Annotated in this window: 24 protein-coding genes, 1 other RNA gene and 2 pseudogenes; 10 read left to right on the plus strand and 17 right to left on the minus strand. The window is 42.0% G+C overall.

The window, feature by feature from the left end; translation table 11 throughout:
- Position 1: 1 nt before the first annotated feature.
- The 4 genes from WCW_RS04465 to WCW_RS04480 all read right to left on the minus strand — a co-directional run bounded on the left by WCW_RS04465 (position 2) and on the right by WCW_RS04480 (position 3750).
- Positions 2-922, minus strand: a complete 921-nt coding sequence (locus WCW_RS04465) for a polyamine ABC transporter substrate-binding protein (protein ID WP_162268149.1) — start codon at positions 920-922, stop codon at positions 2-4.
- Between the two features lie 95 nt (positions 923-1017).
- On the minus strand, positions 1018-1791 hold the full coding sequence (locus WCW_RS04470) for an ABC transporter permease (RefSeq protein WP_013181997.1): 774 nt from the start codon (positions 1789-1791) through the stop codon (positions 1018-1020).
- Positions 1788-2651 (minus strand): ABC transporter permease, encoded by an 864-nt coding sequence (locus WCW_RS04475; RefSeq protein ID WP_013181998.1) that lies wholly within the window; start codon positions 2649-2651, stop codon positions 1788-1790. The genes WCW_RS04470 and WCW_RS04475 overlap by 4 nt, the downstream gene beginning before the upstream one ends.
- A complete protein-coding gene (locus tag WCW_RS04480) occupies positions 2644-3750 on the minus strand; it encodes an ABC transporter ATP-binding protein (protein WP_013181999.1) in 1107 nt (368 codons plus the stop codon). The genes WCW_RS04475 and WCW_RS04480 overlap by 8 nt, the downstream gene beginning before the upstream one ends.
- A gap of 141 nt (positions 3751-3891) precedes the next feature.
- On the opposite strand from WCW_RS04480, the gene rlmN reads away from it, so the two are divergent.
- The gene (rlmN, locus tag WCW_RS04485) at positions 3892-4980 is read left to right on the plus strand and encodes a dual-specificity RNA methyltransferase RlmN (RefSeq protein ID WP_013182000.1); all 1089 of its coding nucleotides are present in this window, start codon (positions 3892-3894) and stop codon (positions 4978-4980) included.
- Here the strand turns inward: rlmN and WCW_RS04490 are convergent.
- Together WCW_RS04490 and WCW_RS04495 are read right to left on the minus strand one after the other, a co-directional pair.
- Positions 4972-6066 (minus strand): phosphotransacetylase family protein, encoded by a 1095-nt coding sequence (locus WCW_RS04490; protein ID WP_013182001.1) that lies wholly within the window; start codon positions 6064-6066, stop codon positions 4972-4974. The two genes, rlmN and WCW_RS04490, sit on opposite strands and share 9 nt — an antisense overlap.
- Entirely contained in the window at positions 6059-6529 is a 471-nt protein-coding gene (locus tag WCW_RS04495) for an NUDIX hydrolase (RefSeq protein ID WP_013182002.1), read from the minus strand. Before WCW_RS04495 ends, WCW_RS04490 begins: the two co-directional genes overlap by 8 nt.
- Positions 6530-6887: 358 nt before the next feature.
- Between WCW_RS04495 and WCW_RS10255 the strand changes: the two genes are divergently transcribed.
- On the plus strand, positions 6888-7196 hold the full coding sequence (locus WCW_RS10255) for a DUF6531 domain-containing protein (RefSeq protein ID WP_013182003.1): 309 nt from the start codon (positions 6888-6890) through the stop codon (positions 7194-7196).
- Here WCW_RS10255 and WCW_RS04500 read toward each other — a convergent pair.
- Positions 7132-7317, minus strand: a pseudogene (locus WCW_RS04500) (IS256 family transposase); the annotation flags it as partial. The gene WCW_RS10255 and the pseudogene WCW_RS04500 overlap by 65 nt on opposite strands.
- Before the next feature lie 179 nt (positions 7318-7496).
- On the opposite strand from WCW_RS04500, the gene WCW_RS04505 reads away from it, so the two are divergent.
- The 3 genes and pseudogenes from WCW_RS04505 (at position 7497) to ffs (ending at position 8243) form a co-directional block, all read left to right on the plus strand.
- On the plus strand, positions 7497-7727 hold the full coding sequence (locus WCW_RS04505) for an Imm32 family immunity protein (RefSeq protein WP_013182004.1): 231 nt from the start codon (positions 7497-7499) through the stop codon (positions 7725-7727).
- Positions 7728-7769: 42 nt separating this feature from the next.
- Positions 7770-7820 (plus strand): annotated as a pseudogene (locus WCW_RS10540) (hypothetical protein); the annotation flags it as partial.
- Between the two features lie 326 nt (positions 7821-8146).
- An RNA gene (ffs, locus tag WCW_RS09960) (signal recognition particle sRNA small type) lies at positions 8147-8243 on the plus strand.
- 3 nt (positions 8244-8246) lie between these two features.
- Here the strand turns inward: ffs and WCW_RS04510 are convergent.
- A complete protein-coding gene (locus tag WCW_RS04510; RefSeq protein WP_013182008.1) occupies positions 8247-8726 on the minus strand; it encodes a Dps family protein in 480 nt (159 codons plus the stop codon).
- Between the two features lie 46 nt (positions 8727-8772).
- On the opposite strand from WCW_RS04510, the gene WCW_RS04515 reads away from it, so the two are divergent.
- The gene (locus WCW_RS04515) at positions 8773-9912 is read left to right on the plus strand and encodes a class I SAM-dependent methyltransferase (RefSeq protein ID WP_041941523.1); all 1140 of its coding nucleotides are present in this window, start codon (positions 8773-8775) and stop codon (positions 9910-9912) included.
- On the opposite strand, the gene WCW_RS04520 is transcribed toward WCW_RS04515, so the two are convergent.
- Together WCW_RS04520 and WCW_RS04525 are read right to left on the minus strand one after the other, a co-directional pair.
- Positions 9889-10806, minus strand: coding sequence for a class I SAM-dependent methyltransferase (locus WCW_RS04520; RefSeq protein ID WP_013182009.1), 918 nt, complete (start codon positions 10804-10806; stop codon positions 9889-9891). The genes WCW_RS04515 and WCW_RS04520 overlap by 24 nt on opposite strands.
- Positions 10803-12692, minus strand: coding sequence for an asparagine synthetase B family protein (locus WCW_RS04525; RefSeq protein WP_013182010.1), 1890 nt, complete (start codon positions 12690-12692; stop codon positions 10803-10805). The genes WCW_RS04520 and WCW_RS04525 overlap by 4 nt, the downstream gene beginning before the upstream one ends.
- Positions 12693-12828: 136 nt before the next feature.
- On the opposite strand from WCW_RS04525, the gene WCW_RS04530 reads away from it, so the two are divergent.
- Together WCW_RS04530 and WCW_RS04535 are read left to right on the plus strand one after the other, a co-directional pair.
- The gene (locus WCW_RS04530) at positions 12829-13359 is read left to right on the plus strand and encodes an Hcp family type VI secretion system effector (protein ID WP_013182011.1); all 531 of its coding nucleotides are present in this window, start codon (positions 12829-12831) and stop codon (positions 13357-13359) included.
- A gap of 13 nt (positions 13360-13372) precedes the next feature.
- On the plus strand, positions 13373-14026 hold the full coding sequence (locus WCW_RS04535; protein WP_013182012.1) for a hydroxyacylglutathione hydrolase family protein: 654 nt from the start codon (positions 13373-13375) through the stop codon (positions 14024-14026).
- A gap of 3 nt (positions 14027-14029) precedes the next feature.
- On the opposite strand, the gene WCW_RS04540 is transcribed toward WCW_RS04535, so the two are convergent.
- The 7 genes from WCW_RS04540 to WCW_RS04570 form a co-directional block, all read right to left on the minus strand.
- Complete coding sequence (locus WCW_RS04540; protein ID WP_013182013.1) at positions 14030-15154, minus strand: Lpg1974 family pore-forming outer membrane protein; 1125 nt, start codon at positions 15152-15154, stop codon at positions 14030-14032.
- Between the two features lie 10 nt (positions 15155-15164).
- Positions 15165-16283, minus strand: a complete 1119-nt coding sequence (locus WCW_RS04545) for an Lpg1974 family pore-forming outer membrane protein (RefSeq protein ID WP_013182014.1) — start codon at positions 16281-16283, stop codon at positions 15165-15167.
- 76 nt (positions 16284-16359) lie between these two features.
- The gene (locus WCW_RS04550) at positions 16360-17157 is read right to left on the minus strand and encodes a hypothetical protein (protein ID WP_013182015.1); all 798 of its coding nucleotides are present in this window, start codon (positions 17155-17157) and stop codon (positions 16360-16362) included.
- Between the two features lie 7 nt (positions 17158-17164).
- Positions 17165-17734: a hypothetical protein gene (locus WCW_RS04555; protein ID WP_143876352.1), complete on the minus strand. Its 570-nt coding sequence runs from the start codon at positions 17732-17734 to the stop codon at positions 17165-17167.
- Positions 17735-17741: 7 nt separating this feature from the next.
- The gene (locus WCW_RS04560) at positions 17742-18293 is read right to left on the minus strand and encodes a hypothetical protein (RefSeq protein ID WP_013182017.1); all 552 of its coding nucleotides are present in this window, start codon (positions 18291-18293) and stop codon (positions 17742-17744) included.
- Between the two features lies 1 nt (position 18294).
- A complete protein-coding gene (locus WCW_RS04565) occupies positions 18295-23784 on the minus strand; it encodes an RHS repeat-associated core domain-containing protein (protein ID WP_013182018.1) in 5490 nt (1829 codons plus the stop codon).
- A gap of 60 nt (positions 23785-23844) precedes the next feature.
- Positions 23845-24312 carry a SixA phosphatase family protein gene (locus tag WCW_RS04570; protein ID WP_041941525.1) on the minus strand — a complete coding sequence of 156 codons (468 nt, stop codon included), beginning with the start codon at positions 24310-24312 and terminating at the stop codon, positions 23845-23847.
- Positions 24313-24361: 49 nt separating this feature from the next.
- On the opposite strand from WCW_RS04570, the gene WCW_RS04575 reads away from it, so the two are divergent.
- Positions 24362-25174: an SDR family oxidoreductase gene (locus WCW_RS04575; RefSeq protein WP_013182019.1), complete on the plus strand. Its 813-nt coding sequence runs from the start codon at positions 24362-24364 to the stop codon at positions 25172-25174.
- Positions 25171-25923 (plus strand): CPBP family intramembrane glutamic endopeptidase, encoded by a 753-nt coding sequence (locus tag WCW_RS09705; protein ID WP_143876353.1) that lies wholly within the window; start codon positions 25171-25173, stop codon positions 25921-25923. Before WCW_RS04575 ends, WCW_RS09705 begins: the two co-directional genes overlap by 4 nt.
- Positions 25924-25931 lie beyond the last annotated feature (8 nt).

Genomic DNA, 25931 nt, shown 5'->3' on the forward strand with positions numbered 1-25931 from the left:
TTTAACTTCCTTTCACCCTTTCCCATGCGTCATAGTACAAACGCACATCCGATCCAAGGTCCCGAATTTTTTCCATTGCTTTCAGCTGATCTTCCGAGGGAAATAAAATCGGGTTTTCCCTTAAATGTTTCGGAAGTAATTGATAGCTGCTTGGAATCGGTGTTAATGCATGCGTACGTTGGATATTTAATGCCGCAGCTTTTGGAGCAATCATGTAATTGATGAAGGCATGGGCGAGTTCCGGCTCAGGGGAGTGCTCAGAAATTGTGATATAGTCAATCGATAAGATCGCCCCTTCCTCAGGAAAGCTAAACTTCACCAGGTCAGCTTCCACCTGGACTTGGAGGATATCGCTGGAATAGGATTGGCAGATAAGGAATTCGCTGTTGATGAGGCCGTTTTTGTACTGCTCGCTTTCAAATTTTGCTAAATTTTGCTTCCATTTGATGACAAGATCTGCAGCAGATTCAATAGCGTTTTTGTCTGTTGAGTTGACACTGTGGCCCAATGTTCTCAATGCTGCGCCTAAGGCTTCGCGGGTGTCGTTAAGCATTGTCATTCGGCCGATATATTCCTTCGAACCGAAAATGTTGTAAGAAGAAGGGGGAGGAGCGACCTGGTCGGACCGGTATCCGAGGCCGGAGTACGAAAGCATAAAAGGGATGCCGTAGGGGTCGCTTTCTGAATTGAAATAGTGCGGATCCAGATAAAGGTGATTGGGGATCAAATCGAAGTTAAGCGGCTTGACCATTCCTTGTTTGGACATGATCTCTAAGTAGTAATTGCTGGGGAATAGAATGTCGTATGAAGAATTTCCCAGCTTAACTTTTGCATACATCGATTCATTTGAGTCGTACAGATCGATGACTACATGGCAGTTAAACTCTTTTTCAAATTCATGAACAAGGCGTGTATCCAGCATTTCGCTCCATGTAAAAATATGAAGAGTGCGCTGACGGTTATCTTCACATGACGATAGAATCACGAGGAGGAAAAAAAAACATGTCTTCCTTAGGTTCATATTTGCTCTTCTCCGGCGAAAGTGTGGTAAACAAAAACAAGCAGAAAGGTTCCCAGAAGAATAAGTGTGCTCAGCGCATTGATAATCGGTGTCGAGCCGTATTTGATCATGCTGTAAATGTAAAGAGGAAGCGTAGTAGATCCTTCGCCGGCGACAAAAAATGTGATCACGAAATCGTCGATGGAAAGCGTAAATGAGAGGAGGACTGCTGCAACTAGTCCTGGAGTAATGAGTGGAAAAATCACTTTTTTAAATGTCTCGAAAGCTCCTGCTCCGAGGTCATGCGCAGCCTCTACCAATGAATAGTCAAAATTTTGCAGCTTTGAGAGCATCAGCATGGTCACATAGCTAATGCAAAAGGTCGTGTGTGCAATGTAGATCGTAAAAAGCCCAAGTTTGACGTTCCAAGCGACAAACAGCATTAATAAGCTGATCCCCATTAATATATCGGGAAGAAGCAAAGGGGCATAGATGAGGCCGTAGTGAACTTTTTGCAGGGGAGTTCGATAGCGGTAAATCGTAAATGCGGCAAGACTTCCGAGCACAAGAGAGGTAGCAGCTGAAGAAACGGCAATGATCATTGAATTGACCAACGCTTTCCAAAGATCTGGTTCTGAAAACAGGGTATAATACCATTTCAGAGAAAATCCGGCCCATACGGTTCCATATTTGGATGCATTGAAGGAATTGATCATTAAAAGAAGGATCGGCACGTATAAAAAAATAAAAATCGCAATGGTAACTCCAAAGCAAAGACGACTTCTAATCATTCCCTGCTCCTGTTAATCGTTTCCAACGAACGCGTTTTTCTTGAGTAGATCAGTAAAATTCCTAAAGGAATGAGGATAATCAGATTTAAAACCATAGCAATCGCACTCGCTTCAGGAATACTTCTTTCAGCAAAAGTTTTTTGTGCAATTTTATTTCCAATCATGTCGCTGTTAACACCTCCGACAAGGTCGGGGATGATATAGGTTCCAACTGCGGGAATAAAGACCATCAAAGCCGCAGTAAGAATGCCTTTTTTGATTCCGGGAATAAAAACTTTTCCGATCGCCTTAAAGCGTGCGGCGCCCAAATCCATTGCGGCTTCGATTAACTGAAAGTCAAATTTCACTGCGGAAGTGTAGATCGGCAGAATCGCGAAAGGGATGAAAGTGTATACCATGACGATGATGACAGAAAAATTTGTGTACAAAAGAGGAGTTGTGGGAGAGATCACTCCGATTGTTGCCAGTATCTGATGAAAATAACCTTCTGGATGCAGGATTGTCTTCCATGCATAAATCCGGATAAGAAAGCTGCTCCAAAAGGGAATGACAGTGAGTATCAACATCAAATGGCGCCATTTCGGCTGCGATGTCGCTATTTGATATCCCATGGGAATTGCTAGAAGCAGGCAGATCAAAGTGCTTGAAATGCTGATCCATAAGGAGCGCCAGAGAAGTTTGTAGAAGTAGAGGTTGCCAAGGTGGCTTAGAGTGGCCAGCGTCCACCCCTTCTGGATGGCGCCGTAGATATCTGCCGGTTTGAATGCAAAGACGCAGATGATGATTGTAGGTAAGAGAAAAAAAACTGATAGCCAGGCAAATGAGGGAAGGGTGGAAAAGGTCTCTTTGAGCTTATCCATATTTTTCCCTGGCAAAGATAAAACCGTCATTCGCATGCCATGAGATCCAAACGTCATCTTCCCAGTTGAGCTGCACTTGGTCTAACAGGAATCTATCATGCTGTTTAGTCACAGAGATTTTGCGGTTGCCGATTAAAACACCAAAATGGGTGTGGTCTCCCTTGTAGACTTTGTCGCCAATCTTTCCTTTCATGCAATTGTATAAAGGGGTTGCCGGAGGTTTTTCTTTAGAGACTTGGATTTTTTCCGGTCTGACGCTTAAATGAACAAGGTCTCCCATATTCAAAGGAAGGTCGTGGTAGCACTTCACGGGAGGAAAGTCGTCGAAATGAAGCAAACTATACTCTTTACTTTCCACCTTTTCGACAATGCCGTCGAAAAAATTGGTATCGCCGATAAAGCGGGCGACAAAGCGGCTTTTAGGAGTTTCGTAGATTTCAGAAGGGGTTCCGATTTGCTCCAGTTTGCCATTATTGAGAATAGCGATTCTGTCTGATACAGCCATTGCCTCCTCTTGATCATGGGTTACAAAAATAAAGGTGATTCCCACTTCGTCATGGATAAGATCGAGATCGATCAGCATTTTTTGCCTGAGTTTTAAATCAAGCGCAGCAAGAGGCTCATCAAGTAAAAGAACTTTTGGTTTGTTGATCAATGCCCTGGCGATGGCAACCCGCTGCTTTTGTCCGCCGCTGATTTGATGGGGAAACTTATTGACGTGAGAAGTCATCTGGATTAAATCCAGCATCTGATCCACTTCTTTGTCGATCTGTTTTTCAGGAATTTTTTTAATTCTTAAGCCAAACGCAATATTCTCTTTGATCGTCAGGTGGGGAAAGAGGGCGTAGTTTTGGAACACCGTGTTAACCGGCCTTTTATTTGTTGGCAGATTGGTGATCTCTTGGCTGTTTAAGAGGATAGAGCCTTGATCAGGTTTTTCAAATCCTGCTAAGAGTCTTAGGAGCGTTGTTTTGCCGCATCCGCTAGGACCCAGTATGGAAAAAAATTCCCCGTTTTCGATGGAAAAGGAAACGTTGGAAAGAGCTTCCATTTGATTGAAATGCTTAGATATGTGATTAAAAACGACCTCGTTTTTCATCTGTCCGCCTGCTTTAGAGCATCTATTCTAAGGCAAATTCGTTGATCTTTTCAAGAGAATCTACAGAATATCTTTCAAAAATTTTAAGTTCATTTCTGTATGGTTTCGACAAAAATGAATAAATAGTGTATGATTTTTTGAATGAATTCGGCATTTGATTTATCTAGAGAAGAGTGGCAAAAATGGGCGGAAACAAACGGTTTGCCTCGATTTGTTTCTTCTCAAATTTTGCAGTGGATTTATGAAAAGGGAGTTGTTGACCCAGCTCAATTTTCCAATCTTTCCTTAAAAGCCAGAAAGTTTCTTGCATCGCAATTTAAGTGGGAGTTGCCGGCGATCCACTCTCATCTTGTTTCGGTTGATCAAAGTGAGAAATTTCTTTTGCGCACTTCCGATCACCAATTATTCGAAATGGTTTTGATGCCTTACGAGAGCAGGATCACCTTATGCATTAGCAGTCAGGTGGGCTGTCGAATTGGCTGCACGTTTTGTCAGACAGGAAAGCTTGGTTTGCAGAGGAATTTAACATCCGGAGAGATTCTCTCCCAAATTTTGCTTGCCAATCAGTCAATGAACGGGAAAAAAATTACCAATATCGTCTTTATGGGAATGGGCGAGCCGTTGGACAATTATGACGAGGTGCTCAAGGCGTGCAGGCTGATGGTGGATCCCAAGGCGATTGGGCTTTCGATGCACAGAGTGACAGTATCCACATCCGGCCTTGTCCCATACATCGAAAAACTTGGGCAGGATTTGCCTGTGCGTCTTGCAATCTCTTTGCACCAGGCAGATGATGAGAAAAGAAGCCGAATGATGCCGGTCAACCGCCGTTATCCATTATCGGAGTTAAAAAAAGCATTGCAGCAGTATCCAGCTCCCAAGAGATATGGGATCACTTTTGAGTATGTGATGATCGAAGGAGAAAATGACCGTATTGAAGATGCTAAAAAGCTTGTCAAGTTTGTGTCTGGTCTCAAAGCAAAGGTGAATCTAATCCCGATTAACCATTTCCCGGGTCTTGAGATGAAAGCTTCTGCGGCTGATCGTTTAAAGAGCTTTCAGTCCTATTTAGCTGAGCGTTCGATTCCGGCTCCTGTTAGATATAGTCGAGGGCAGGATATCAGTGGAGGTTGCGGACAATTGGCAGCAAAGACGCAAGAAGAGCTGAATATGGATCCCAGAGTTTTAAGAAGGCAGAGAAAACAGTCAGCCTTTGCTGCATTAAAATGAGTTAGTCAGAAGTTTAAAGTCGATATTTTCTTCCACAAGCTTAATTGCCCTTTCTATCTTTTGGAGGTCTTTGGTGCGGATTTTTGCAGTAAATGAGGTGATCATTTTCATTGCGTCAAAACTGCATACAGGCGCGTAAAGAACAGGGATGTCAGTCTGAGACAGAGCGTTGATTGTGTTTTTTTCCGGAGGATGGCGCCCGGTTAAAATGATCCCTCCTTCAAGATTTGCACCGTTTTCCATATAGCGCTCGATATATGTAAAAATAATATCGTTTCTGGTTGCAGGTGTAATGATGAGTTCTTTGGGAATGATTTCTTGTTTAAAAGCGTCTACAGAACCTGCGACAAGGCGAAAACTGATAAAGTGGCGGTAATGATGCTCTTTACCAGAGATAAGCTGCGTGTCAAATAGGGATTCAAAATCGCGGATCGTCGGTTTGTCCAGGAACGCGTTGTAAGGCACGCATCCGATTAGCGGAATTTGCCATCTTTCCAATGCGCGGGGAAAGTAATCTTGAATCATGGTGCGTTTTTTATCGATCACTCTATTTAAGATCACACCACGTATATTTACACCATACTGTTGACACAAGGAGATATTCAACGCCAGTTCATCGTGGGCGGAACCGAGTCCTCCAGAAGCGATGATCACCATGTCAAGACCGAGCTCTGAAGCGACTTTGACGTTATTCAAGTTAATAATCGAGCCAACACCGACATGTCCGGTGCCTTCCACAACTGTAAATGCATTTGCGTTCGAAATTCGTTGATAGGCCGCATGGATATCTTGTAGGAGATTTTCTTCTGAAATTTTTTTGTCGACGTAATCGCGAGTAAAGCCTGAGGGAATGATGACAGGACTCATGTCTTTCCAGGATGACGAGAGGTGAAAATGTTTTTTGAACAGGACAGCATCTTTATCGACAATTGTTTCTGGATCGATATGGATGTGTTGTTGTCCAACAGGTTTGATAAATCCTACAGATGGAAACAATTTTTTCAGCCCTGCGATAATGCCTAGACAAAGTGTTGTTTTTCCCACGTGCTGACCGGTAGCAGCAATAAAGATCGCTCTTTTAGGCATAGGCACTGACTCCAATTAACGTTTTGACCACAGCTTTTGTTTCGGCAAAAATCTCCTGATCGCTTGTTAAAGCTTCCACTTCATCCCATGAAAACCAGCGAAGGCCGTCTGTCTCTTCCGGGTTTTCGATGAGCTTTCCTCCCTGCGGGCGTGCAAGAAAGACCATATCGATATGTTGATGCGCAGGCACCCCGTTATGTTCAGGAATTTCTTCCAGCAAGCATAAATAGGGGCGTTCGATACTTTTTGCGTTCCAGTTGTCAACCCAGATATTCTCCTGCGGGATGATGGAAATGTGCAATCCGGTTTCTTCAAATGCTTCCCTTCTGGCAGCTTCTGGAGGTGTTTCGTTCGGATCGATATGGCCTCCTGGAGGCAGCCATTTTTGGAGTTTTTTATGAAAGATTAAAAGGACTTTGTCATTTTCCAGAATATAGACGGTAGAAGTAAATTCTCTTTTCATTTAAATGCACACGATAAATTTCATATTGAAATGAACATCATCTCGAATTTCCAAATTTTATGAAACCGTAACGATTAAAAAATTAGGGCGTATGAAAGTCCTTCAAAATTTTAGCAAACTTTTTCGATGGTCAGAACATCATATGCGAGGGATTTTTTTGAAAAATAATTCTTATCAATAAATTGTCGAGTCGATTAGGATCCATGTCCATAAAAAATGGAGTTGTCGATGCTGAAACGCAGATTGCTACCGAAACTTGCCTTAGAGGTCATTATTTCGATTCATCTGCTAAGAATTGATTTTCGGTAAGGGATTACCCTTACTCTTCAAATCCCTTCTACGCATCTGAACCAAACTAATGACCTCTAAGGCAAGTTTCGGTAGCAATCTGCGTCTGAAGCGATTATTGATTTTTATCTTTCTTCCCTTTTTGATTTACTGCGATGAAGAGAATCAAGTGGAGCTTCTTTCAGACCGTTTTCAAGCGCCTTCAGGCATCGTTGCCGGTTGCGTCAATGTCGTTACAGGCAATTATTTCCTCGTTGAAACAGACCTTTATGTTCCAGGCCCCGTTCCGATCATTTACAAACGTTTTTACAATAGCGGAAACCTTGGAGGCGGAATGCTTGATCCTTCCTGCCTTTCATCGATTCCAGGTATTCATTGACTTCATTTTCAATAGCCTGTTGAAGCAACAGGCGAGCTCCTTCCCTCAAAGTTTGTTCCAGAAAACTCTTCATTTCATTTGTTGCGTGAAATTTATCCAAAGAAATGACATCATCTTTCATGAGCGTATCTCCTATAAAATTTGTTTTTGATTCTAAAATTTCATAGGGTACGCTCTTTTTATCTCAAACACAACATTTGAAAATATCTCACTCTTCGATGCTTAAAACTGTATCTGGCACCTTTCAATCCGTTCTAAATGAGGTTTCGGTAGCAATCTGCGTCTTAGGAGAAAATTTGTATGAGTAAAGTATTAACGTTTGAATTAGATGAAAAAAACGAGCTTTTAGAAATTCATGGAAATGTCGAAGGTCTAATTTTTTTGCGAGATAAAATAACAAATCTTATTGAAATGGAAAAAAATAAACATATCCACTTAATGATTCCATCGTGGGGTGGTGAAGAACTTTCAGAAAAGAAACAGAGTGAGCAAAACACGCTAGTACCTCATGTAAAAATTTTCAAGTGGTGAAAGAGAGTAGATGAAGAGACGGGCTGGGTCTATTTTGGGAGGCGTTATTACGCTCCTTCTTGGGGTAGATGGACGACAGCGGATCCCGCCTAGTTTGCAGATGGCCCGAACCTCTATGCCTATGCGCACAACAATCCTTTAAAATATCTGGATCCGGACGGTCTGTCGGCAATCGAACATCAGCAGATGAACAGGCCCGGGACGCAAGGGACGTTTTTTGGAAGCTTTTCCCGAGACATATTAGGTGATACCAGTTGGAGGCTGGGAGATTACGTGTGCGATAACTGACAGTCGAGCTTGGGACCGGAGTAGGCCTTGCCTATGGCGGGACGGAGGGTGAAGGCTGCGGTCAGTCCGATTGAAAAATTTCTTGCCTTTTCAAAAAGGCGGGAAATCTGTTATGATGGAAGATAAATTTTCCGGGGAGCTCGGGGAAAGAGTCAGTCCGAACCAGGTCAGGACAGGAATGTAGCAGCCTTAAGGACCCCGATTCTTGCCCTGAGTTTTCTCCGGTTTTTTTTATGGCTGATGGCTTCTCAGCATCCAGAGATTCTTTTCCAGATCCCTTAAAATCTCGGTCAATATATCAGCGGTTGAAGGATCGTTTTCCTCTTCTGATTGTTCAAAAACATTTTTCATATCGCTGATGTGCTGTTCATACGATTCGATTAGCGAACTTAACATTTCATTTCCATTAAGCTCTTGATGGATCTCTTGAATGGATATTTTCTTTGAAAAAGCCATAACAGATGCGTCAACTTTTTTGTTCAACTGACGAATTCGCTCTGCGATCAGATCGTTCTGATTGGTAAGAGAAATGTATTGCTCCTCGAACATTTCATGCAATGAATGAAACCGAGGATCCACCACATTCCAGTGGCAATGCAGTGTTTTGATATAAAGGGCAATGTGGTCAGCCAGCAAATATTCCAACTTATCCGCCAATTGAAGTTTGCTGCCGGATTTAGTCATTTGAAAGATGTTTTCACGCACTTCCATCCCAACCTCCTTGTATAAATTTAATTATAACATTATGGTTGCTTTTATGGTAAAGATCAGCTTAGAAAATGTTTTATGGGGAGGGGAACAAGGCGTTCCTGCAAGCACTTATGGCTTAAAAACTCAAAATTTTTGGAGAAGCTCAACGCTTTTAAAAGATACACCCCATGTCCGGTTTTTGAGGCTTTATCAAGAAAAGGGAGAAGGTCTCTTAAAATCAGGATTTTATAAAGAGACAGACTACTATCGCAATCTTTGCGAATGCATCGAGCAATGCGGCAATTATTTCAATATTACCAATTCTAAGGATGCAGGCGAACAAATGCGCCGTTTTATCGATCATTTTAAAGGCAAAGACGCGCCTAGAGTGTATCATCAATCCGACGGCCAAGATCCGTTAGTTGCGAAAAATGCTTTTAGCGATTATTACGAGATTGTCGATGGAATTCATCGATTGGCAATCGATTATGTCAAGGGAGAAAAAGAAGCCGAGTGCCGGCTGAGTTCTGAGCAGCCAATGACTTTATTGCAAAAGCTAATATTGGGAAATGCGTGGACTCCCGGACAGAAGCTTCTCTACCAACCTATTCAAGCTCCAGAGTTAGAGTCGTTTACCTTAGTGCGTAAATGTACTGATAGATTTAAATTAATGCAAAAGATGATTGACTCCTATGGCTGGGATTTTTTAGGGAAAAAATATTTGGACTTGGGGTGTTCCTATGGTTTTTTCATGAATCGGATGGAAGCGTTGGGAATGAGGTCTTATGGAGTTGACAGCTGTCCAAACTCTATTATACTTGCCCAAGTTTGTTACCAGCAACCCAGGGAAAGGCTGTTGTGTCTGTCTTTGGAAAATTTTTTTGAGCTTAACGAAGAAAAATACCATGCTGTTTCGTTGCTTAGTGTCCTGCATCATTTTTTGTTAGGCCGAGGGAAGATGACTGCAAAGCAATTGATTTATGAAGTTGATAAAATCACTGAAAAAGTGTTGTTTTTGGACTCTGGACAGAATCACGAAGAGTGGTTTAAGGAATCTTTGCCAGACTGGAACGAAGAGAGGATGGTCGAATGGCTGAAAGAAAATACAACATTTGATGACGTGATTGTGCTTGGGAAAGACGAAGACAATGTCGGTGTGTATGCTCTCAACTATCATCGTTCACTAGTTGCCTGTATCAGAAAATAGATCTTTTCTTTTGGCAAGGATGATAATATGGCTGATACTAGCTTCGCTATGACTCAGTTTTTCCAAAAGCAGCAGCAGAGTTTTACTTTGTTTGACAGCTCTTTCAATAAGGTTAGCGATCGGAGCCAGCCATCCCCATAGAGCTCCTATTGACCCTGTCGAGTTCCACTTGAACCATGCACGCCAGATAGAACATCTGTCGTTTAGTGCGTTTTTTCTTTCTTCGGCGCTTCGGCTTGCATGTGAGAATTTGCGAGGCATTGAAAAGAAATTTTGCAGCCTGATCTGGCGGCTATGAAAGCTCAGTTGATAATCGAGAATTTCCCATTCCGTGTGCATAAGGCCAATGAGTTTATCCAGAGCATCTTCTGAATGGATATCGACGGATGTGGAGAATAGAATCCTGCCATCCCGCTTTGTCAAGCGAGCAAGCTCGTTAAAGAAAAGACGATGTTCTCTAGGAGATATGAATCCGATCAGTTCCGTACAGGCAACAAGATCAAACGAGAAATCTTCCAAATGCGTATTAGGGACGCAGGACAAAATAGGTGTGATCCCTTTTTCATTTTCACTCATGCATGATGCATTTTGCGCGATGTCTACAGCGCTGACCATACCTCCATTGTCGCGATATTTCTTTGTCAAATGCCCGTGTCCCGATCCAAGATCGGCGATTTTAAGTCCGTTGAGATCCAAATGTTTTTGAATAAAATGGATTGTGCGCTCGATTCTGGTTCTTTCTCTCGCGTTTCTCATGGGATTAAACTGGTTCGGATTTTTTTTCCATTCCCTTTCGAAGCGTGCTTTAGTGGCTTCTCTAAATGTTTTAGGTTTTAAGCGATCTGAATACGGGATCGAGACCGTCTTATCTTGAATCACATTAAGCTTGTTCATGCAGGTTCATCCAGTAAATCGGAGACTGTGATCTCAGGAGGTTTAGAGTCGATAGGGCGGTTAATGAATAATCTGAACCAGATTTCCAGCTGTAGAATAGACCATAGCTTGCGGTGCGTATCGTTGGCGTATCCTAAATGATTGATTTGATCTTTCAGCCAATTTTGGGAGACGAGCCCATTGTCGACAAGAGTCCCATTCGGAAGTTTAAGGAACAGGTCTTTCATTGGACTGTTTTCCATCCAACTTTTAAGAAAGAGTTGCCGTGTGCGCTTTGGCCTTTGGATAATCTGATCGGGAAGAGAGTTTTCCATTAAAGACTTGAGGTATCCTGCTGCCTCTTCCTCTTTGAGAAAATTCGGCTCAGGAAGAGATGCCAGATACTCCACCACGCCGCGATTGAGAAAAGGGGACTGCCAATCGATCTGATGAGCTGTTGTCAGCCTTTCATATTGATGAATGTAGCAATCAACAAGGCGGGTTTTTACGTCGAAATAAAGGTATGAAGCAACTGTAGACTGTACTCTAAAGAGATGGTGAAATTTGTGCAAAAATACTTCCGGATCGAAAATTCCTCTTAACTTTGGAGATGCTTTCGCTAGTTCCGCTTCATCGAAATAAGCATTGGCTTTCAAGTAGCTAGATTGCAACGGGTCTGTCCGTGATTCTTTCATTAATTCGTAGGCAAAAGGTTTGTACACTCTTTGCATGATCGGGATGAGGGCTCTTTGCAAGCGGTGAAGCCAGTTCAGAGCGATTTGCCTGATAAGGCTTGCGTCCTGTTCTTTTGTCGTATAGCGGCTATGTCCTGCAAAAAGTTCATCGCTTCCCATACCGGAAAAAACCGTTTTAGTGTTTTTAGAGGCCATTTCACATAGCTTCCAGGTAGCAACCACGTTGAGATCGGCAATCGGCTCGTCAAGATACCAGTTGATTTTTACAAGATCATTTGCGAATGTGTCTTGAGTGATTTTATAGGTTTCCTGTGGGATATTCAAGGAGCTGGATATGAGTTTTGCCGCTTCGATATCTCCTTCGTTTTCATTCAGAAATCCTACGCTGTACGAAAGGATTCTGTCATTTTTGCTGAGTTTTTTCAGATAGTGGGCGACACTTGCCGAGCCAAGTCCACCCGACATAAAGCAGCCGATTTTTTCTTCTTTATTGGGAAGGCACTGTTTGATGCTTGATTCGAAGATCTTGCTTAAATTTCCTAAAATTTGCTCTTTCGATCCTTTAGTAGGGTGCTCAAAATAAGAGCTATATGACCAGTAGGACTCGATTGTTTTACTTCCTTCCAAATGAAGTTGCAGAAAATGCGCCGGTAAAAGCTTGTTGATCCCTTTAATCGGACTCATGTCTTGAGGAATATATCCAAAGAAGAGGTAGGCCGATAGCGCATCGATCGCGGCTGTTTGCGGGACAGCTCCTGTGGACAGAATCGCTTTCAATTCGCTGGCAAAAATGAAATGGTGGTTGTCTTGAAACCAGTATAAAGGTCTTCTGCCTATCCTATCTCTTGCTAACAGGAGTTTTTTCTTATTCTGATCAAGGATGGCGATTGCGAAATCCCCTTCGATTTTTTCTAGAAACTTAGTGTCCAAGAGTTCATACGCTTTCAATACCAACTCGGCATGAGAAGTTGATTTCATCCGCATCGCCTGTGCGATCTCTTTGGAATTAGTCAGCGTTCCATCAATTGCACAGAAAATCGATTTGTTTCTGCTATAGGCGGTCTGACTTCCACATCCTCCTATCTGAATATTTTTATAAGTGTGGATGGCAGGCTCTTCCAGACAGCGATGCTTTAGCGTCTTCACCATCGGTTTGATTAGATCGTTCATTTGAAAAAGATCGGGATAAACAATTCCTGCAATGCCGCTCATTCATTACTCCCTTAATCATGGATTTTTAGAGCGTATCTTCTAAATCGACGACACGCTCTTAAGAGTATATTTTTGTTGAATTTTTTGGAACCTTCGGAAAGAATGCAAGCTGATGAGAGTTGAAACCGGAGAAATCATGAAACACTTACTTCTAGCCCTTCTGCTGTTTGGGATAACGGCAGTTTATTCCCAGGAAGAATTTGCCTATTTAAAAATGGGAGGAGTTGTCGGGGATAGCCAGGCGCCAGGCCATCGATCCTGGTTTGAATTGTCTACTTTTGATCAGGGACCGTATAGATGGACAAAAAAAGGAAGGGAGCAAAATTATTTGCCTCGCGAATCAGGTTCTGAAGGAGCTGGAAAGCTGGTGGTTGTCCGTACCGCTCGCAACCCTTCGCAGCAAATGTATGAGGCGGCTGTAAAGGGAACTTATTTCGGTACAGTTGAGATTGATGTTCCTGTTTCTACAGGAATGGGGGATCACTACATTCGCTGGACCCTTTCCGATGTTGTGGTGACAGGTCTTAACGTGGAACGTGCTCATGGGAAAAAGGGGCTGCCTATCGAACAGGCGACGCTTTCTTATCAAAGAGCTGAATGGCAGTTGCCTGAACAGAAAATACAGTCTCATGAGCATAAAAATTCAAGTTCCTGGCATTACCGTTAGAGGGTGTAGAAAAATGGCTTTTATTTTTGAACAGATTCGGACAGGCGGAGATCGCAATTTTGCTTATTTAATCGGGGATGGATCGACTCTGGAAGCTGTTGTCATCGATCCTTCTTATGATCCTGAAGCAGTAGTTGAAAGAGCGAAGGATCAGAGACTTAAAGTGTCTACAATTATCAATACTCATGGCCACGGAGACCATACAAATGGAAACGATATGGCTCAGGAACTTACAGGAGCTGACATTGCGGCGTACAAAAACTCCTCTGTTCCTCATGAGATGGATCTCGATGAAGGGAAGGTGTTGAACGTCGGGAATTTGTCCCTAAAGATTTTTCACACTCCTGGGCATTGTGAGGATCACATCGTCGTTTACGTTCAGAGGCACCATGTTGCAATTACAGGCGATCATTTATTTGTAGGCAAAATTGGGGGAACAGCAACAGAGGAGCAGGCAGAGCTGCAGTACTATCATTTGCAAAGGCTTTTTAGCGAACTTCCTTCGGAAACGACCATTTGGCCCGGCCATGACGTAGGAGTGCGTCCATCTTCAACATTGGCGCTGGAAAAAGAGTCCAATCCCTTTTTAATGGTAAAAAATTTCGAGGAATTTTTAGACTTGAAAAACAATTGGGCTGATTTCAAGAAAAAAAAGGGATTGAAATAGTCCCTAAAAGAAAATTTCACCTCCTACTGTAATTCCTTGCAGAGCCGTATTCCCGGAAGCCGAAGAGCTTGACACCCCTTCGTTATTATAGCTGTATCTTCTCAAGTGGGGAGTATTAAAATAGTTGTTGAATTCATACATGAGGTGAAATTTCATTAGCAGGCATTGACCGCAAGCAAACTGAAAGCTAAGTCCTGTTTTCAAGTGCAGTCCAGGGATGCATACGCATTGATCTTCTTTTAGATCGATATCTGTTGAAGTGATATTGCCGGAAATATCCAGGATTTCCTGGAGATGTTCGATATCTGTTTTTGAGGCAAGGATAGATCCTCCCATGCTCCCGAAAATTCCGATTCCGCATGGCCATTTCAGATTCACATCAGCTCCACCGATTAGGCCGGCTCCTTTCAGTGTGGAGTTCCAAGTCACTCTTGCAGGGGCGGCAAGACTTCCTGTACCAAAGTCGCCTCCTTCGTATAAATAAGATTGATCATGCTTCAGCCAGATTCCATGAAATCCAAAGAACGGATGCAATTGAACAGTGTCTTCACAATAGACGATTGTACGTCCGAAAAGCACATCGAGTGCTTGATATTTCAAATCTAGTTTTGCGGTTGCGGTATCTGCATCGCTTAAACCCGTGTTTGGATGGAGAAGAGAAGCTTTCAGGCTAATATCTTCATCAGTTGTATCGATAAATTGATTCCCTTCTGTTTTGAACCATGTATAGGAGACGACAGTATCCCATCCACAGCACCAGTTCCAACCGAGCCAGCCTCTGACGCCCCAGTCCCAATCATAGCTGGCGAAGTGTGTGTTTCCAATACCCAAAATCTCTGTTTGTTCCGTGTTGAAGTCGACGGCAAAATCCAGATCGTTCTCGCATGCCGTCCACCAAAGCCCCTCGGCTCCAAAGAAAAAATGGCACTCTCCCGGACAGAATTGATCACAGGCGTAGCAATAAGGGTCATAGGTGCGTGGAGGTTCTGAGTAGCAGTCATCGCTGCAGCAGCAGGGGCGAATAGGTGGAGGGGGTTTTGTGTATGTGATGTTTTTACAGCAGTCAGCCTCAACATTAATGCTCGATAGGAAAATAAATATCAGGAATTTTGCGATGTGTCTTTTCATTTAATCCTCCTTAAAATCGTAAATCTATTCCAAAAGTTGCGCCATGCAGGGCAATGCTTCCATCTGTTGCTGCACTTGATACACCTTCGTTTTCGTAGTGGTAACGGCGCACCTCGGGTGTGTTCAGCCATTGATTGAGTTCGTAGCAAAAGCGAAAGCGGATATTATAGTTGTTAAGGCAGCACATATCCCATGTAATGCCGGCCTCCAGTTGATATCCGGGAACGCAAAGACGTTGAGTTTCTTTTAGTTGAATACGTGGAGGCGTGACATCCGCTCCGTTCTCATCTAAGGAAACTTGAATATGATGATTATCCACAACTGCTCCGATGACGCTTCCTGCCAGCTGGCCATACATCCCTAAGCCGGATACCCAGCGATAAAAAAGTTCAAAGCCTGCATGTGCGCCAGGACCGGAAAGAGTGGAGTTCCATCTTATTTGTTCGGGATTTTCGGCAAAGTCTTCTTCTTCGTAGGTGACTTTCAATTTTTGTTTGATTCTCATCCATTTGGCTCCGATAAAGGGGCGTAAGATGAGTTTGTAGTCGAAAAATTCCATTTCTCTTGAAAACAGAAGGTCTGCGGTTTCGTACCAAAGATCTTGGAAGCCTTGGGCGATGCGTGCATTGGCAAGGCCAGTGTTAGGATGCAGCAGTGATGCAACCAGAACAGCGTCTGTATCTGTGTAGTCTTTGGTTTCTTTTGCTTTATTTTCGATCCAAGTGTATTGGCCTCTAATTTCAAATCCCAATAGTTCAAGCCCAAGATAGGCTCTTACTCCGGAACTCCAACCGTATTTCAGAAAGTGTGTTTTTCCTGTTCCCAGAAGTGTTGGAGGATCATCTGCTATTGTGTGGTCGACGGAGAAATCGAGGTTATCTTGGCATACGGTCCAGTAGAGGTAATCAATGCCTGCATTGAATCCGCAGCGGTTGTTGCATCCATATTCGCAAGGGGAGCTTTTCCATTGATTAGAGGCGGTGTTGCAAGGAGAGTAATCCCAGTAGGTGTGAGTGGTTACAGGGGGGCAGGGGGAGGTTGACAGCCAGCTTTTTCCGCATTGTGCTTCAAGAAAGGGGTTGGTACAGATCAGGGCGCAGAAAATGCTTAAAAGAAGTCTACGCGTCATAGGTCCTCCGCTTATATATCTCGGTCAAAAACATTAAGTGATAGCAAAGCGGAGAATATTATAAAATAAATATTATTTAAGGAATTTCTCCAAATGCAACTTTCCCCTCTAGATAGGGCAAGAGTTGATTTCCCCAAGGAAGAATAAAGACAGCTTTTTCTCCCGATTCTCGTTGAAATGAGAGAATGCTTTTTCCTCCATAGGCTCCTACAACGCCATTGCTATAGAAGAAGCCTATATTTTTTTTGATTCTAAATGTTTGAGGAGGAATTTCTTCTGTTCCTGAGATGCTTTGGAAAGTGATGGGTTCATTATCTTTGAATCCGGAAAGAAAGACTTTGTAGCGGGAGGCTTGGCCTCCGGAGAATTCCAGAGAGATTTTAGCTTTTCCATCTGAAAAAGTTTTTTCCAAAGGATTTGGAATAAAAGATGTGTTGGCGATCAGTTTGTTTTCATTGGTTAAAAGGGATAGATTAATCTCTTCTCCAGGCAGGTATCCTGCGCAAACGAAGCTGTCGACAATAGGATGAGAACTGCTGAATTGTTTTTGATTTTCTAACAGCTCTTCTTTGGTTACACTGTATTTTCTGATCAGTTTGTCGTAGGAGTATCCGAGGAAGCCTTCTTTAAAAAGGGGCCTGTCGATGATGACGTTGAATTCAGACAGTTGGTCGGGTAAATTTTCAACGGCGATGTGCACTCCTCGTTTATATTTTTCCAGCAATTCCAGAAATATGGGATCGACCTGGCTTTTATTTACGTTGTTTAGATCGATCATTTCCACGATGAGTTCGGTTCCCTCAACGGATGCGGACAGAGAGTTTGAGTAAAAGGCGATAAGGGCCATAGAGAATGCAGTGATAATTTTTTTCATAAAAATTCTATTTGGTTAATTGTGATTGAGTGGATTGCACTTTCTCAAGTGCTTCTTGAAAGGTTTCTTGAAAATTTTCTTCATCGTCGTTTTTTGTTGAATAACATAAATTGTTTTTGATTAAGATTGCTGTTGCTATTTTTTCTTTGCTACTTTCTAGGTTTTCTGGAGAATTTTTCTTTAAATCAGAAGATAGAATAATTAAATTTAAATTTTTAATATCAAATGGGTATTCAACAAGATATTTTTTAATTTCATTATTTGAATTGATTTGCATGAGAAAATCAGTAGCTAAATGGACAATCAGATTTCTCATTTCATCAAGAGATTTTTCTTCTCTTGTATGAAAAGTTAAGCTTAATCCATTTATTTTTTCTCCAAGAGCTCGACCTTGAGCTATTAAAGAGACGTCATATTTTTCAAGTGCTGTTTTTTTAAATTTATTTATTTCTTGATGAGCATGTTTGACATGCGGAGCTTCTTCTCTATTTTGACAATTAGATAGGAGAAACATGATCACTAATAAGGGTGTAAAAAATAATTTTACAAAAAATGGAGTAAAGAATAATAATTTCATGTACATTTTATTTATTCAACTGTATTTGAGAGATTTGCACTTTTTCAATCGCTTCTTGAAAGGTTTCTTTATAAACTTTTTGCAAAAATTGTTCTTCTTCATTTTTAATTGTATAGCAAATATTATCCTTGTTTAAAACTCCTAAAGCTAATTTTTCTTTAGTGCTTCCTGGATTTGTGATGTATGTTTTTTTTGAATTAAAAATTGCTACAGCTAAATCTAAACGCTTACTTGTAAATGGATGTTCAGCAAGATATTGTCTGATTTCATTATTTGAGTTAATTTGTTTGAGAAAATCACAGGATAAATTAATAATCAGCTCTCTCATTTCTTTTACTTTCAATTCTTTTTGGATATAAAAGGTCAAGCTTATTTCATTTATTTGATCCATAAACCCCCCCCCTTTTCCCCACAAAACAACGCCGTATTTTTTAAATGCATATTTTTTAAATTTATCTATTTCTTTATAGGTGTATTGTGCGTAATTGAATTCTTCTTTGTTTTGACAACTAAATAAAAAAAACACAGTTATTAAAAAAGGTAAAAAAAACAATTTCATATTAAATTCCGTTTTCCAATAAAAATTGAATTTCTCTCCATAATGTATCTTGATATCCACCACTTTCAATTAAGTGATCTAAAATACACGAGAGGGGATTTCCAGATCCAGAGCAGTATTCTGTATAAATAAGATTAACATTTTCGTGATGGGAACAGGTTAAATTAGCGATGAAGTTTACGATATCGTAATCGTTACTATAGTTTTTAACTAACTTATAATCTCTCGCATCGAATAATTTCGCACTGCCCAATGCTAAAACAAACATTTTATCTCTCATTTCTCGAGGCAGATTTCTGGTCGCTTCGTAAAAATCCAAACCTCCACGACTGTGGTCGATGTAAAACAAAAGAAAATTATCTCCTCTAATCGCCCGCATCTCCCAATAATCATTTCTGATCTGCTCGCTTAAATGTTGGATTGCAGGTGTCCGTATATGCATCATTTCCGCCATGCACAATCCCAAATCCTGAACAAATCCTCGAGACTGCTGACATGTCCAATGCACTTCGGCTCCGCGTAAATAACCGGAAATTTTTTCAGCCGTTGCTCTAGCTCCGGACTCCAGCGTTCCAATACCGGGGATGTAACGCACTCGAATACCGTCAAGGGGTCTGCCAGGTACAATTCCTGATACCGATGGTAACACAAAACCGTTATCCGGTACAAAAGATTCTCCTTGCATCACTCTGGCTATTCCTTCAATGGCAAAGCGTCCTGTAGATTCAGGTAAAATGTTGTGAGCAGCGACTTCACAACATTTTCCCGCTCCCTTAACTAAATAGTCCATTATTTCGCAGCTTACAAATCCTCCATAGACAGGCTCGGCAATCGGACGCTTAGTAACTGGCTGAGTTGAAAATCCATAAAAATCTAAATGCATCGTTGGACAGTTGCGTGTATAGGCATATAAATTCATCCCATCAATAAAATCTCCTGGATCAGGTGAAATCCATCGGCCAATTGCAGGGCGATAATCTCTCTTGCCAAAATGATAGAGATTCGATTCACGGGTATAGCGTTGATTGCTGAATAACCAGGGACAAATGATGGAAGAGGAGATAAGCTCTTGCATCTCTCCGAAAGCCGAATAGCGATAAGCAGCTTTAAGATCTCCAGAGCTAAGATCAAGAAGAGCAACGACATTAAAAATGTGGTCGTAAAGTGGGGCGTACGTTTCGCCTTGAAGTTCAAAGGCTATACAGGTGCGGAAAGCCGGTCCCTCGCGCTTGCCCATGACCCTCAATTCTGGAAATTCACCGCTCGGAAGGCGATAGCCGATTTCATAAATTCCCTGAAATAAATACTCTCTTTCCTCTTCTAATAAATTCTCTCCAGCCCATTTAAAATGATGCGCACTTATACGCCTTCCAAAAGAGTCGTATTGATACTCTATTTTCCATATTCCTTCCCTTTCAACCGCTCTTAATCGATTGAGGGCGTCGTATGTGTAAGAGATCTCATTTCCAGCTGAAATCTGAGAAATGGTGTTGCCATTTAAATCGAATTGATATTGATGCGCCTCGCACTGCTCAACTTGATTCAGGGAATTGAGCGCATAGTCATCTGAATCCTTGCTCAAACGATTGTGCAATGAGTCGTAACGATAATCATGCGCGCGAGTTGTCGATTCATAAATCAACTGATTCAATTCATCATAATTATAAATATTTGAATATTGCTTGCCTCCGTTGATAAAGTCTGCTTGCAGCAAGTTGCCAACACTGTCATACCCCTTCTCGGAAATCTCTTCTGTAAAATGAAGCGAAGAAATTTTTGTCGGTCTGCCGTTTAAATCCCATTTGAAATCCACCTCGTCGCCTGTGATCAGAACGCTTTTTAAGCTTCTCCCTTGCATGTCGGCAGATGTATAATGATGCGTGTAAAGAGGGGATTGATCCGGAGAAAAACGGGAAACAGTTGTCATCTCTGCTAGATCGTAGGTATAAGTAATTGCAGACTCGTCAGGCAATGTGATCTTCAAAATTTGACAGAAAGGATCATACTGGTACCGCATTCGCATGCCGGACGGCAGCACCTCTTCAATCAAATTGCCAAAGGAATCATATCTCCTTTCAATGGTTTTTCCTGTAATAGAATCAACACTTCGAATGAGCTGATCCCTTAAATTGTACTCGTAAGTGTAGTGCACGCTTTGGTCTGAAGAAAACATCTCGCTTTCTCTGCCCAAATCATCGTAAAAATAAGAGAGCAGCACTCCATCCGCTTTACGTTTTGTCTCTAACATTCCCATCGGATGATAAGTGAATTGTGTTTCCTTGAATTTTTCCTTCGGATCTTCGATGATGCGTACCACTCGATCCATTGCATCATAGACCCATTTGACTTCGTAGGTTCTATTGACAACTCCTTGCACGATGGAATCTGTAAGCGAAAGTGTTTTATTGCCTTTCAGATCGTAAAAAGATTGCCCTTTAGAAAGCAAAACGCCTTCTGCATTTTCCATGTGTGTCTCGACATCTCTGCCTAAGACATCTTTAGTCGTTATCATTTTCACCCCTTTGGGGTTGATGACCGTGGAACGAAAGACTTTTTGGCCATGAACATTTTCGAACGAAAAGTCGTAATGGTAGCAAGTGGCATTTCCCATAGGGTCGATTGTTACAAGGGGCATGCTGTAAGAGGCATATTCAGCTTTAGCCACGCTGACAGCCTTTTCCGTCTGCTGGCAGCGCTCTTCAACGCAGTTTCCATTGATGTCGTAGCAATAGGAAGTCCAGGAGATTGTTTTTCCATGATGATCTTCTATTTTGTTCAGTGTTACCCTGTTCAGGCAGTCGAACTCTTGAATGTAGTTCAGGTATTCTCCTTTTTCCTCCGACAACCATTTCTTTGTTCCGCAAAGCCTGCCCAAAGAATCGTAGGCATATGTTTCCATTGCAGTCATTTCTTCTCCATGGATAAGCTTGGCGCTTTTTCTCCCTGCAAAATCATAGCGATACTCGGTGACGGTTCCGGAAGCATCGATTTCATAAATGAGAAGGCCTTGGTCATATACGAATTCTTTTTTCCTCAAGAAATTTCCATCCGAAGAGTAGGTTTCGTCTCTCACTAGCTGTTGAAACTCGTCGTATACCATGGTGTGGTACGAGCCGTTTTTCTCATATTTTTGATGCAAAGAGCCGTTGAGGTTGTAAACATATCTTTCAGAGGTTCCATCCGGATACACAATTTCGGCAAGCTGCCCTCGAGCTGTATACCGTTTTTGGGTAACATTGCCTAAAGGGTCTTTTTCCTCTACGATGCGATCAAAAATATCATAGACCATCTCTTCTGTTGGCGCTGATGTTGTTCCATCTGCCAAGAAAACAGGCGGATATTCTGTTTTGATATGTCTGCCAAGGGAATCGTAGGTCATTTTTTTGACATTTCCATAAGCATCAGTTTGTTCAATTAAATTCCCCATGACATCATATGCGAAGGTGTAGACGAACTCTTCTCCACTCTCATGCAATTCTCTTTTTTCAATCATTCGATCAGCACTGTCGTAGGCAAATGATGTTGAATAACCGACTCCCTCTTTCTTGGAAAATACACAGCAGTTGTGAGTATTGTACTTGTAGACGGTTTCCACGCCGAAACAGTCTGTTTCACGAATGCAGCGTCCATAAGAATCGTAATCAAAGGTGAGTGTGAAGCAAAGGCGGTCATCAGCATCGTACACTGTTTGAGAAGTCACGAGATTATATTTGCCATAGGTGTATGTTTGCCGTTTGAGTTGAACAAGAACTCCCGTTAAAGGGTTAAGGTAGCCTTCAATTGTTTCTTCTGGTTTTCCAAACCCTGAAGTTTTGAGATCTTCTATCAAAGTGTGCATTTGAACGGTTGAGCTTGTGACATCGCTTAGATCATTCACATCTCTGCTTGATCCGTTGTCTTCTCTAACAGATGTGAGCGCCATAAAGGAGTTGTATGTATAACATTGCCTTTTGACCACTTGATCATTAACAATAGTCAGGATTTGAGAGACTCTGTTGGAACCTGGGACATACTCATATTCCTCTCTAACCCCGTCGCCATCTTCATGAGTCAGCACTAGATTTCGCCCATCATCGGTGTAGGTGTACGTGTGATGGAAGCTCTCCTGTCCTACCACTTCATTTTTTTTGGTAATTTTGATCGGCTCGAAATCGCATTTCCCTGTCAAATTGCCATAGAGAGTCTCTTTCAGTACGTTTCCTCTATGATCGTAGATATAGCTTGCTGCGCATAAGATGTGCTCGTTAGAATCTTCTAAAGCTTTTATCGTTAAATTTCCGCGGTTATCGATCGTTTTTTCCTTTTCTCCCCAATAAAAGCGCTGTTTTCTGTAGAGGTCTTTAGGATTTGCAAAGAAAGTACCGTTTAGGTAAGTGGTGATGCTTCCAACTCTTACGGAAGATCCCGTGTATCTTAGGGCAGCTTTAAGAGGTGTGATAACAATTGTTCCTCTATCGTAAAAAGGGTAACAGAAGTAATAGACAGCACCTCTTCTTTGCGGTCCAAATAAGGTTAATTTAGAAATTTTTCCAGACGATCCATACTCACATTTTGATCTGTGCATTCCTCCTGAATGTCCGGAAATTTTTCTCTCATATATCCTGAAAGAATCGCTGCCGTCTTCAGGCTTAATTTTAATGACATTTTCATCATAAGAGTAAAGAATCTCCTTCGGTTGATCGAACAGCTGGACTTTTTTAAGAAGTGGAAGCTTCTCTTTGCAGTGCTTCTTAATTCTTTTCATTTCACAGGTATATTTTGCGATTTTGCCGTCACTTGTTTTAATCGAAGAAAGCATTCCGGAATTATAGTAAAAATTTATCCATCCAAGACATGCCTTGCCATTCCGGTCAAATGCTTGAATAGAACACAGCTGATCTTTGCTGTAATAATACTTTACCTGATTCCCGCTCGGCCTGATCTCGGTTGATAGCTGATTTTTGTCGTTGTATTTTCGAACGGTTCCATCGCCTAATTTCATTTCTCTAATGCGAATACGATCTTGCCTGCCATCGGCAGTAAGATAACTATTTTTCAGGTTGTGCCTGCCGCTGATCTTTCCCGAGTAAGTATTTGTTAAATCATGCTCGCGGTGTTCTTCATCTAAGTAGTAATTTCGGCTATGTTTGCTAAATTTCCAATCGGAATACTTCAGGCAGTTGCCGCTTTTTTCGCCGACATAAATTGTCCTCGTATCAGTCTTCTTATCATATTCATCTCGAAAAGATCCTGTAGGGTGATTATGTGTGAATCCCGATCCGAAAGAATTGTTGTAGCAGTTAAAACAGTTATAATTTCGAATAAAGCTGAGTTCTTCAGGACAATCCACTACGAGATCTGCCTGTGAATGCACAAGCGCGCCTGTCAAAGCATTGACATAGCCTTCAACGTAAATTGAAGGGTCGCCTAGACCGTCTAAATGGTCATATTTTTCAAAGGCCTGGAGTTGGGAAAAAAGGAATAAAGAAAGAAGAGATAAGGATCGAATCATTTGATGCTCCCATAAATGTACGCAGAGCACTATATGGGAGGGGTAAAAATTTTTACAACATCATAATTTGAGATTGTCTAAAAAAATTGCCTTGCCCAATTCGATTTCCTGGTCGAATCTTAAAATCGCAGCCTCGCTTTTGCTCAGGCCATGCATTAAGGCCGGATAACCTGTCAGATCATTGACAAATTCTGCAAGATGCGGTGCATGTCCGACAAAGACGAGTGTCTTGCCCTGATTCGCTTGAAGAAGGTTTGCCAACAGGATTGACTGATTAAAATTGTAGCCCAACGCTTCCTCTTCTTCGACCTCTAAGGAAAAGTGCTTAGCAATGATGGCAGCGGTTTGCACAGCCCTTAAGATAGGGGAAGAGAAGATCTTTTCAGGCATGTATCCTTTTTCTGCAAGCCTTTGCACGATCATTTCTTGTGTCGAAATTCCTTCCTTGTGAAGAGGGCGCAAACGTTCATCGGCAAATCCTTCACTTAATGGTTTTGCGTGCCTAATGGCAATTAAGGTTGTACTCATATGTCGCCTATCGGGTATAAAAAATAAAAACAAATGTAGGAGTGGCACCATGGAAAGTCAAGTGGTTTTGATTACAGGCAGCTCCAGAGGAATTGGAAGGCTGACAGCTCTTGAATTGTCTAGAAGAGGCCATCGCGTTTATGCAACGATGAGAAATCCGGAGCCCATTGAAAATGTCCATGTCGAACGTCTTGATGTGACAGATGAAAAATCAATTGCAGAAGCTGTTTCGAATTTAATTGAAAAAGAGGGAAGGCTGGATTGTGTGATCAATAATGCCGGATATGGATTGCTATCTCCAGTGGATACGGCAACTGATGATGAGATCATGAAGCAGTTCGACGTCAATCTTTTCGGTGTAATCCGAGTGATCCGGGAAGTTCTTCCTCAAATGAGAAAACAAAAAAGTGGAAAAATCATCAACATCAGCAGTGTCGTGGGAGTCGTCAGTAATCCGGCAATGGGATGGTATAGTGCAACCAAACATGCCCTCGAAGCGGTCTCTGCTTCATTGGCCAGCACAGTATTTCCCTGGAACATTTACGTCAGTGTTGTACAGCCGGGGTCGACAGCAACGGAATTTGCAGCAAATCTGAAACTCGAAGAGGGAGGCGGAAACAGCCCCTACGGCGATTTTTCAAAGAAACACCAGGAAAGAATGAAAAATATCTTAACTGACGGACAACCTCCGGAAGAGGTGGCTGAATTGATCGCTGATGTTGTGGAAGATCCGAAACCCCATTTTAGATATCAAACCAGCGAGCGGGCAAAGCAGATCGTCAGCCAATTTGTTGTCGATCCTTCTGGGGATCAGTGGCTGAATCAGCAAAAAGAAACTTTTAAAGGGTGGATCAATACTTGAAAGATTCTTTTACTTCATGGCCCGGGAAAGTCACTTCTCGCGATCTGTTCGGAATCTTTCTTTTTTTTCTGGGAGTACACTTGGTGGTAGCTCCGGCGACAATGGCCTTATTACACATCTCTTTGGAAGAGGGGGCGGCGCAAGGGTGGCTGGTGATCTATTCCATGTATCTTGCCTGCTTCTCCCTGTTTTTTTACACAGCCAAATTGTCCGATACAGAAACGCGTATTTCCTTGTCGCCGTTTGGAGCCGGGGGTTCATGGAGCGCTTTTCGAATAGGCGCGCTCTCTTTTTTGATCGCTTATCCGTTGGTCGTTGCCATAGGAAAATGCATTCGCATTGTTCAATTAAAATTATTTGATTCTAGAGAAGTAGATCAAGTGGCTGTGCAAACGCTAAAATTAAGTTTTGATTATCCGGCGATGTCTGTTTTCATGGCGATCGGTGTGATTTGTGTGGTGCCTATCGCAGAAGAATTGCTTTTTCGCGGATATTTGCAGGGGTGGCTGCGCCGTTTTATCCATCCAAAGAGCGCAATTTTTTTTGCTTCGGCTGTTTTTGCCTTGTTTCACTTCTCCTTGGCACAAGGGTGGAGCAATATCGAATATCTCGTCTCTTTGTTCACCCTTTCGTTAATTTTGGGATTTTTATATGAAAAACAACGTTCTTTGTGGGCGCCGATTGGACTGCACGCCGTTTTTAATTGCGTGAATGTGATTTTATTAGTGGTTAGCCAACTTGAAATGTAATAGAGATT

The organism is Waddlia chondrophila WSU 86-1044, from assembly GCF_000092785.1.
GTDB classification, from domain to species: domain Bacteria; phylum Chlamydiota; class Chlamydiia; order Chlamydiales; family Waddliaceae; genus Waddlia; species Waddlia chondrophila.

Coding starts and splice junctions, on each gene's coding strand:
- WCW_RS04545 (WP_013182014.1), bottom strand. CDS start 16,283: ATGACGCGTAGACTTCTTTTAAGCATTTTCTGCGCCCTGATCTGTACC.
- WCW_RS04510 (WP_013182008.1), bottom strand. CDS start 8,726: ATGGAAGTGCGTGAAAACATCTTTCAAATGACTAAATCCGGCAGCAAA.
- WCW_RS04475 (WP_013181998.1), bottom strand. CDS start 2,651: ATGGATAAGCTCAAAGAGACCTTTTCCACCCTTCCCTCATTTGCCTGG.
- WCW_RS04465 (WP_162268149.1), bottom strand. CDS start 922: ATGCTGGATACACGCCTTGTTCATGAATTTGAAAAAGAGTTTAACTGC.
- WCW_RS04470 (WP_013181997.1), bottom strand. CDS start 1,791: ATGATTAGAAGTCGTCTTTGCTTTGGAGTTACCATTGCGATTTTTATT.
- WCW_RS04525 (WP_013182010.1), bottom strand. CDS start 12,692: ATGAGCGGCATTGCAGGAATTGTTTATCCCGATCTTTTTCAAATGAAC.
- WCW_RS04565 (WP_013182018.1), bottom strand. CDS start 23,784: ATGATTCGATCCTTATCTCTTCTTTCTTTATTCCTTTTTTCCCAACTC.
- WCW_RS04505 (WP_013182004.1), top strand. CDS start 7,497: ATGAGTAAAGTATTAACGTTTGAATTAGATGAAAAAAACGAGCTTTTA.
- WCW_RS10255 (WP_013182003.1), top strand. CDS start 6,888: ATGACCTCTAAGGCAAGTTTCGGTAGCAATCTGCGTCTGAAGCGATTA.
- WCW_RS04520 (WP_013182009.1), bottom strand. CDS start 10,806: ATGAACAAGCTTAATGTGATTCAAGATAAGACGGTCTCGATCCCGTAT.
- WCW_RS04555 (WP_143876352.1), bottom strand. CDS start 17,734: ATGAAATTATTATTCTTTACTCCATTTTTTGTAAAATTATTTTTTACA.
- WCW_RS04550 (WP_013182015.1), bottom strand. CDS start 17,157: ATGAAAAAAATTATCACTGCATTCTCTATGGCCCTTATCGCCTTTTAC.
- WCW_RS04490 (WP_013182001.1), bottom strand. CDS start 6,066: ATGCCTAAAAGAGCGATCTTTATTGCTGCTACCGGTCAGCACGTGGGA.
- WCW_RS04515 (WP_041941523.1), top strand. CDS start 8,773: ATGGTAAAGATCAGCTTAGAAAATGTTTTATGGGGAGGGGAACAAGGC.
- WCW_RS04530 (WP_013182011.1), top strand. CDS start 12,829: ATGAAACACTTACTTCTAGCCCTTCTGCTGTTTGGGATAACGGCAGTT.
- WCW_RS04495 (WP_013182002.1), bottom strand. CDS start 6,529: ATGAAAAGAGAATTTACTTCTACCGTCTATATTCTGGAAAATGACAAA.
- WCW_RS04535 (WP_013182012.1), top strand. CDS start 13,373: ATGGCTTTTATTTTTGAACAGATTCGGACAGGCGGAGATCGCAATTTT.
- WCW_RS04570 (WP_041941525.1), bottom strand. CDS start 24,312: ATGAGTACAACCTTAATTGCCATTAGGCACGCAAAACCATTAAGTGAA.
- WCW_RS04575 (WP_013182019.1), top strand. CDS start 24,362: ATGGAAAGTCAAGTGGTTTTGATTACAGGCAGCTCCAGAGGAATTGGA.
- WCW_RS04560 (WP_013182017.1), bottom strand. CDS start 18,293: ATGAAATTGTTTTTTTTACCTTTTTTAATAACTGTGTTTTTTTTATTT.
- WCW_RS04480 (WP_013181999.1), bottom strand. CDS start 3,750: ATGAAAAACGAGGTCGTTTTTAATCACATATCTAAGCATTTCAATCAA.
- WCW_RS04540 (WP_013182013.1), bottom strand. CDS start 15,154: ATGAAAAGACACATCGCAAAATTCCTGATATTTATTTTCCTATCGAGC.
- rlmN (WP_013182000.1), top strand. CDS start 3,892: ATGAATTCGGCATTTGATTTATCTAGAGAAGAGTGGCAAAAATGGGCG.